The 8,035-nt window shown below is 65.7% G+C and carries 5 protein-coding genes and 1 pseudogene; 3 read left to right on the top strand and 3 right to left on the bottom strand.

All coding sequences use genetic code 11. From position 1 onward, the window contains the following. The 3 genes from QOJ24_RS27290 to QOJ24_RS27280 all read right to left on the bottom strand — a co-directional run. Positions 1 to 1,215 (bottom strand): NAD-dependent epimerase/dehydratase family protein (locus QOJ24_RS27290; RefSeq protein ID WP_526266773.1); only part of this gene is annotated, 1,215 nt, incomplete at its 3' end. After that, positions 1,212 to 2,792: an acetyl-CoA acetyltransferase gene (locus QOJ24_RS27285; RefSeq protein WP_526266771.1), complete on the bottom strand. Its 1,581-nt coding sequence runs from the start codon at positions 2,790 to 2,792 to the stop codon at positions 1,212 to 1,214. The genes QOJ24_RS27290 and QOJ24_RS27285, both read right to left, overlap by 4 nt. After that, on the bottom strand, positions 2,789 to 5,233 hold the full coding sequence (locus tag QOJ24_RS27280) for a CaiB/BaiF CoA transferase family protein (RefSeq protein WP_526266769.1): 2,445 nt from the start codon (positions 5,231 to 5,233) through the stop codon (positions 2,789 to 2,791). Before QOJ24_RS27280 ends, QOJ24_RS27285 begins: the two co-directional genes overlap by 4 nt. 197 nt (positions 5,234 to 5,430) lie before the next feature. On the opposite strand from QOJ24_RS27280, the gene QOJ24_RS27275 reads away from it, so the two are divergent. The 3 genes and pseudogenes from QOJ24_RS27275 to QOJ24_RS27265 all read left to right on the top strand — a co-directional run. Next, positions 5,431 to 6,210: an SDR family NAD(P)-dependent oxidoreductase gene (locus QOJ24_RS27275; RefSeq protein WP_526266767.1), complete on the top strand. Its 780-nt coding sequence runs from the start codon at positions 5,431 to 5,433 to the stop codon at positions 6,208 to 6,210. An 8-nt stretch (positions 6,211 to 6,218) separates the two neighbouring features. Next, complete coding sequence (locus QOJ24_RS27270) at positions 6,219 to 7,718, top strand: coniferyl aldehyde dehydrogenase (protein ID WP_526266766.1); 1,500 nt, start codon at positions 6,219 to 6,221, stop codon at positions 7,716 to 7,718. Between the two features lie 33 nt (positions 7,719 to 7,751). After that, a pseudogene (locus tag QOJ24_RS27265) lies at positions 7,752 to 8,035 on the top strand (hypothetical protein); the annotation flags it as partial.

Here is an 8,035-nt window from a genome sequence, read left to right as displayed (position 1 = left end):
TGCAGCCCGACTGGCGTGAACTGCTCGTTCGACCACCTGTCTGGGCATGTCGGTGTGCTCACCGATGCGGGCCAGTAGCGCGGCGTGAGCGGCCACATCGGTGATCAGTCGGCGGCGCGCAACGTCTCGGGGTTTCTCGCCGACGCTGTCGACATCCGAGGTGAGCCGGGCGATGTCACGCGCCACCCGGTCCACTTCGTCTGCATAGGTGCGGCGCAGGAACACAGCGCGGACGGGGCCGGCGTGGCTCGGCGAATCAGGTGGTACCCGCCACGGAAGTGTGAACGTTCTCTTGCCCAGGGTCACGACGCCGTGGGAGGCGCGAGCCATGTCCTCGAGGGCATCGCGACTCGACCATGCGCAGGAGAACCCCCACTCCTCGCGGAGTCGGGTGGTGTCGACGATCGGCATGTACAGCAGACCCCCGATCTCGCCGGGCGCCAACTCGCTGAGTCCCAGCTTCCAGGCGCCGCCGACGGCTGCGGCAAGCGCCCGTTCGGGCACTCTGATAAGCGGGCGACCAATGACGTCTGCGATCTCCCGCATCGTGAGACTGCCTGCGCCGGTGATGTTCACCGCGCCGGACCGCGAATGCGACACCGCATCAGCGGTGAACCGCGCGACGTCCTCGGTGTGGACGAACTGTTGGCGCCGGTCCGGGTCGGGAACCGGCAGTGCCGGACTGGAGAAGAACCGAAAGATGGTGTTGTCGACGTCGCGTCCGGCGATGATGCCGGCACGGACCAGCACGGCGTCGACGCCGCTGCCGGCGATCATGTCCTCGGCCGCCTTCTTGTGCGCGGCGTAGAAGTGGTTCGGCGGCGGTCGGCGCTCGTCGTCCTCGGTCAGCATCTCCGGATGTCCCGGCACAGCTCCGTAGGCGAGTACCGATGAGGAGAACACCAAACGCTGGCAGCCAGTCGCAGCCATGGCGTCCAATATGTTTCGCGTTCCGCCGAGATTGATCTCCTTTGTCTCGGCCTCGGTTTTCAGCGGAGCGACCACCCACGCCAAGTGGACCACTGCGTCACATCCAGACAACGCGTTGCTCACCGCGCGCGAATCGCGGACGTCTCCCGCCGTGAACTCGACGCCGTCGACAAGTTTCTGCGGTCTGTTGCGGGCCATGGCGGTCACGTCGTGTCCGGCGGTGAGCAGACGCCGAGAGACGGCTCTGCCGAACGGCCCTGTTGCGCCCGTGACGAGGACTCTCATCGGCTTCCCCCTGCGGCCTTCTGTAGCCGAGCACTGCTCAGCGACGCCTTGTTGCCGGACTCGTGAGGCCGCACCAGGATCTGAGCGCCAACGGGTTCACCACGCAGAAGAAGATCGGTGAGTTCGTCGTCACCGTCGGTTGGGTTCGCCAGAAATCGCGTGTCGTTTGAGTGCAGACGACCGACGATGATTCCGACCGGAGCCGATTTCGTGTGCCGCACCGTGTACGTCTCGATGCGCCCATTTCCTTCGGGAGCGTGTGTGAACGCGGCGACAGGTCGGGCATCCAGGTCGGACTGGAGTGCGCTACTGCGATCGGCTGTCCAGGCGCGAGGCGTCGTCGAGTAGATGCCGACCGAATACTTCGACAACGTGCCGCCGTTGGCGCCCACCAATCCGTGCGAGCCCGGGCGCTCGCGCATCGCGCGCACCGTCTCGGCGATGGCGTGCATCGAATAGTTGTTGCCCGCACCGCCGAAATAGGGGAGCCCTCCGGTCAAGGTCAAGCCCCGCGAATCTTCCGTCGACAGGCCGATGCCCTCGCAGACGTTGGATACCGCGATGGGGAAGCAGCTGTAGAGGTCGAACGTAGCGATTTGGTCGACGTCGACGGCGGCGACCTCAAGGGCCCCGAGCGTGGCTGCGACGGCCGACGGAGCTCGGCTCAGATCCGGGCGGTCGAGCAGATTGCGTTCGCGCAGATCGGTGTGAGCGTGCAGGAACACCCAACGATCCTGCGGCACGCCGAGTTCCACCGCCGCACCAACTGACATGACCAGCACGGCGGCGCCCTGGTTCACCTGGTCGCGCGCCACCAGCAAGCGCGGATACGGGTCGGAGATCATCCGATTGGAGGTGGTGATCGCGGCCAGTTCGGCGGCACTGCGCTCGACCGGCGAGGCGGCGAAAGGATTGGTCGCGGCGACGCGGGTGAAGGGCTCGAACAGCTCAGCCATCTGTTGGCGGTACTGATCGCGGGTCAGTCCTATCCGCGAGCGGCGGGCATTCTCGAGCAACCCATACTGAGAGGGCGCGTCGAGCAGACCGTGAATCCAATAGTCTTTGCCGCCCATGCCTTCCAGGCCGTACCCGCGATCGTTCAACTGCCCGTCGACGGCTTCGGAGAAGTCCGGTCGCTCGTCGGCCGACATCAAGTGACGCACAGTGGAGATCGCCTCGGACCCGAAAAGCAGTGCGACGCTGCGTTCGCCGACGGCGATGGCGCCCGTCATCTCGTTGACGAGGTGTTGAGGGCCCTGCCCGCCCGCGACCTCGAGGATGGCGTCGGCGGGGTCCGCGCCGAGTCGGTGGGCGACCGATCGGGGGTAGTTCGTGGATTTGCCCAGAGGCGCGCTCGCGCGCGGAGTCGAGATCTCGAACTGACGCACGCCGGCGACGGTGTCGATCCGACGAGCGACAACGGCCACGTCGGCACCGCAGTCCTCCAGCGCGGCACGCGACGCCGCAGCCGCCAGCTCGACGGCCGACAGTGCGCGGTAATCCGGGTCGTCGATGCGCTCGCTGTACTGGCCGACACCGACGACAACCGGAGTTCGAGGATCGATGGCGGCCGTCACGTCGTCGTTTCCGTAGGCAGCGCAAGGATGCCATCACCGGCGAGCTGGTCGATTTCAGCGTCGCTGAGTTCCAGCACCGTCCGGCAGACCGATCGGGTGTCCTGTGCCATGACGGGTGCCGGGTTCAACATCGGCGCTGCGATCGCGTCGAACAGTGCGATGCCGGTTTCCACCGTCAGGTCTTCGTCCCAACCGGGCTGCGGCTGTTTCCCGAATGCGTGCCGATGCGCCAGCTGCGGATCGTCGAGCAGATCCTTGACATGTACGGCGGCACCGGCTGCGATGCCGGCGGATTGCAACCGCGCTGCGGCGTCGCGCGGTTCGAGCGGCGCAGCCCATTCCTGGAGGGCTCGATCGACCTCTTCGCGGTGTGCTACCCGGCCGTCAGCCGTGTTGAGGTCGGGACGGTCGGCGAGATCGTCGCGGCCGATGGCCTTGGCAAGATTGAGCCAATCGATGTCGCCGTCGACGGCAACCGCGCAGTAGGCGTCCTCGCCGCGGCAGCGGTACACCCCTGAGGGGGCATCGAACTGGCCGGTGTTGCCGCGCGCGACCATCGTCCCGGGCTCAAGAGATTCGTGCAGATAGCCCGTTGCCAACTGGGCGAAGACGGTTTCCATCTGTGCGACGGTGACTTTGGACCCCTTGCCGCTATGTCGGCGGGCGATCAATGCGGCCATGATCGCGGCAACGGCAACGCGTGCCGCCGCGTGATCGGGGTAGACGGTCATGTCGTCGCCGAACCCCTCGGGGGCGTCCGGATGGCGCCACAGCGTCGTCAGCCCGACCGCTGCGCGAACCAGCGGTCCGTATCCCATTCGCTTGCTCCACGGTCCGCTGCTACCGAACGCACTGCTTTCGACCACGATGATCCCGGGGTTCAACGCGCGCAGTGTGTCGTCATCGAGTCCCAGCGAATCCATGGTGCCGGGTTTGAAGTTCGTCAAGATGACATCGGATTTGGCGATCAGCTCACGCATCAGTTCGATACCGCGCGACTCGCGGAGATTCAGGCCCAGGCTCAGCTTGTTCCGGTTCCCTACCGAGAAGGCGTGGCTGACCCGCTCTGGGGTGTCGGCCTGGCGCGCTCCGTCCATGAACGCCCGGTTTTCGACCTTGATGACCTCGGCCCCCTGATCGGCGAGCAGGCGGCCCGTCTCGGCGCCCACGACGATCACCCCGAGGTCGAGGACGCGCAGTCCTTCCAGCGGACGGACGGGCGGTGCAGCCGGATTCGTACCCCGCGGCGCGGGCGTGACGTCAACGACTACACCGCCGAGCACGTCACGGGTGTGCTCGCCCAGAGTCGGTGCGCGAAAACGGAATCCAGCACGCCCGCCATCGAACTCCAGGTAGCCGTTGGCCATCCGTCCGTTGAGGCCTGGCGCGACTTCGGCATCGACGAAGGACCGACGCGTTGTGGCGTGATCACTCGTCGCGGCCTCGGCGGGTGTGTTCACGCTCGCAATGGGGATACCGAGCTCGATTCCTCGACCGACTATGTGGTCGCGTGTCTCGTCCGCGAACAGCTCAGCGATGACTTCCCGGAGTTTGTCCCAGGACATGAAGCGGGTGATGAGTTCCTCGAACGACGGGTCCGCGAACTCCTCGGGTTCGCCGAGCCAAGCGAACATCGCCCGCCAATGTTTCGGCGCGAGCATGCACAGCCGAACGTGGCCGTCGGCGCACGGGAAGATCGGGTAGAGCATTCGCGCGTCGGGTCGCCCGGGCTCGAGCTCGGACAGCGGGCGGCCCATCGTAGCGGTGCCTGCCATCCCGAAGCCGGGGTCGATCCCCTGCACCGCCATGTCGTGCAACGAGCAGTCAACATAGTCGCCGTTGCCTGTCCCCAGCGCGTGGTAGTAAGCGATGAGTGCAGCGAAGGCCGCTTGGACCGCGCCGGCTTCGGTGGCGAAGTCGCCCGGTGGCAAAAGGGGCTCGCGGTCCGGAGCGCCGGACCGCGTCAGCACCGATGACATCGCAGCGTGCACCGCCTCGGTCGCACGCCAGTCGCGGTACGGGCCGCTCTGCCCGAAGTCGGTGATGGAGACCACCACCAACGCCGGGTTGCGCTCCCGCATCAGGGCGGGCGGGACGCCGAGGTCGGCCAGTCGGCCGACAGGCAGCGATTCGACGACGATGTCGGCTGCATCCACGAGAGCCAGCAGGTGGGCTCGACCCGCATCGGTGGTCAGATCCAGCGCCACGCCCGACTTGTTGGCGTGCGCGGTGAGGAAACTCAACCCGATGCCGTCGTGCTGGGGATATGAACGCCGCGAGGCGACGCCCTCAGGCGGCTCAACCAGCACGACGTCTGCGCCCAGCTCGGCCAGCAGCCGTGTCGACGAGGCCGCCACGCCATCCGTCAGATCGACCACTCGCAGGCCGTGCAACGGCAGATCATCAGCGGTATGCAGGCCAAATCCAGCTGGGTCAGACATCCTTGTCGCCTTCTCACGGTGCGCCGTCACCAGGTCTGCAGTGGGTACCCGCCCTCACCCCACCCCGTCGCGCACGTGCCTCTGGTCCTGTGGCGGGTAACTCCTATAAAGTAAACTAGGTTAGATACGTTGCGCCAGGGGTCATGCTGGCGTCTCTCAGTCGGAGAGCGGTACACCGGGCGACAGCGGAGGAATCGATGAGCTTCACGGGACGGGTTGCGCTGGTGACAGGCGGCGGTAGCGGAATGGGCCGCATAGCCGCGGTACGGCTCGCCGACCAGGGAGCGACAGTCGCGATCGCCGATGTCGACGAGACCGGAATGAAGGAAACTCAGCGGCAGGGCGGGGACAAGATCTTCCCCTATCCGTGCGACGTCACCGACATGGACGCCGTCAATCACGTGGTGACGACGGTGGAGGCTACGCACGGTCCGATCGACCGGCTGGTGCACGCGGCCGGAATCATGCCTGCGGGTCGCATCCTCGACACACCGGTGGAGCGTCTGCTGGCACCGATGAAGATCAATTACTTCGGCACGGTTCATGTCACAAAGGCCGTGCTGCCGGGGATGGTGTCGCGAAACCGAGGCGACGTCGTCTTGTTCGGTTCGATCACGGGGTACTCGGCGTCGACCAATTTCTCCGCATACTGCGCGAGCAAGTCGGCGGTGAACACCTACGGCGAGATCCTCATTCACGAACACCGGCACACCAGACTGCGCATGATCCTCGCGGCACCGTCGGCGGTGAAAACGCCGCTGCTCGATCAGGCCGTCGAGGGCGGCCCGAAGGCTCTGGTGGATGCCGTCACCTCTGGCCGCGCCGCCGAACCCGAGGACATCCTCGATCGCATCGAGAAGGGTCTCGAGCGGGGAACCACGGTGCTGGTGCCCGGTGAGGCACGTCCCACATGGCTGCTTCGCCGACTCTCGCCGGCCCTGATGTGGCGGCTCGTGCACCTGATGAACAAGGACTGAGGACCAACATGACGTCGAAGTCCGCTGCGCTTCGCACCAACGGTCGCGTGGTCGTCCCGACCGACATGCGCACGGTGCTTGACGAGCAGCGCCGCGCCTTTCTGGCGGCCGGACCGCCCTCGGCGGCCACCCGGATCGATCGCATCGACCGCGTCATCGACCTCATCGTGTCCAACGCCGATGCCCTCGTCGATGCCCTGGTCAGTGACTACGGCCACCGGTCTCGCGCACAGTCCATGCTGTCCGATGTGGTAGGTCCATTGCCCGCGATCAAACACACCCGCAAAAACGTGCGCGGCTGGATGAAGCCCACCCGTTACGGCACGGGTGCGATGCGGCTCGCCGGGGCCCGAGCGTGGGTCGACTGGCAGCCGCTGGGCGTCGTCGGCGTGATCAGCCCCTGGAACTTCCCGGTGGGCCTGACCTTCGACCCCGTTACCCAGGCGTTCGCAGCGGGTAACGCCGTCATGGTGAAGCTCTCGGAGTTCGTCCCCGAGACCTCCGAGCTGATGCGTGTCGAAATCGCAAAACGATTCGACGACGCCGAATTACGGGCCTTCACCGGAGGGCCCGACGTCGGCGCAGAGTTCGGGGCGCTACCGTTCGACCACCTCCTGCTGACCGGGTCGCCGGGGACGGGCCGACACGTGCAGCGCGCGGCCGCCGACAACCTCGTTCCGGTGACGCTCGAGCTCGGTGGCAAATCCCCGGTCGTGATCTCCCCGAACGCCGATCTGAAGGCGGCGGCCGACCGAATCATGGTCGGCAAGACGATGAACGCAGGACAGCTCTGCCTTTCGCCGGACTACGTACTGATTCCAGAAGAGAAGCAATGCGCTCTCGTCGAACACGTCAGGGCCAGTGTGGGACAGATGTTTCCACGGATTCTGGACAACGACGACTACACCTCGATCGTCAACGAACGTCATTTCGATCGGATCCACGGGCTTATCGAGGATGCTCGCGCCAAGGGCGCGCAGATCATAGAGATCAACCCTGCTTCAGAAGACTTCTCCCGTCAAGGCACGCACAAGATCGCTCCCACCCTGGTGCTCGGCCCGACGAAGGACATGCGCATCATGGCTGAGGAGATCTTCGGTCCGGTTCTTCCGATCGCGACCTATGCGAACATCGATGACGCGATCGAACACATCAATGCCGGCCCGAAGCCGCTCGCGGCTTATTATTTCGGCCCTGATGACGAAGCGCGGCAACGCTTTCTGGCGCGCACCTACTCGGGCGGGGTGACTATCAACGACGTGACCCTGCACTACACCGTGGCAGGCATGCCGTTCGGTGGTGTCGGGGAAAGCGGGATGGGTTACTACCACGGGCGCTCCGGCTTCGAGACTTTCAGCCATGCCCGCGGAGTGATGAAAGCTCCGTCGCGATTCTCGTTGTCGGCAGCGCTCGCCGCGCCCTACACCGGAGTCAAACAACGCGGTATGCGGGCGATGATCGTGCTCGAGCGTCAGTCAGTACGTCGAAGACTGCGCAAGCAAAAGTAGCTTCCAATCAGACATCGCGAATGGACGGGTGTAATGACCACCAACACCGAGCAGACCGCACAGGGCTCGACAGCGAGGGTCGCGAACCATCCGCTGTCCCCACTGATTCCGTTGCGCCCGTTAGGCATCGGTCCGGTGTCGCGGACGCGGCAACGACGGACCAGGTGGGCATTCATCGGGGTGCAGGCGCTGGCGCTCTTGCCGACGATTCTGCGCCGCTCGCCACGTGCCAGGGCGGTGGGGCTCGGCTTGGCCGTACCGGGTGGCGGCTTCGTCTTCACCCGCCGATGGGTTTCGGCCGGCGCGTCGCTGGTGGC

Source organism: Mycobacterium sp., from assembly GCF_032159775.1.
In the GTDB taxonomy this organism is placed as follows: Bacteria; Actinomycetota; Actinomycetes; order Mycobacteriales; family Mycobacteriaceae; genus Mycobacterium.
The sequence above is the reverse complement of the archived record's forward strand: the minus strand, read 5'-3'. Positions and strand labels throughout refer to the sequence as shown.

What these genes read in the sequence shown, in the direction of transcription:
- QOJ24_RS27280 (WP_526266769.1), bottom strand. Translation starts at nt 5,233, where the DNA reads ATGTCTGACCCAGCTGGATTTGGCCTGCATACCGCTGATGATCTGCCG.
- QOJ24_RS27275 (WP_526266767.1), top strand. Translation starts at nt 5,431, where the DNA reads ATGAGCTTCACGGGACGGGTTGCGCTGGTGACAGGCGGCGGTAGCGGA.
- QOJ24_RS27270 (WP_526266766.1), top strand. Translation starts at nt 6,219, where the DNA reads ATGACGTCGAAGTCCGCTGCGCTTCGCACCAACGGTCGCGTGGTCGTC.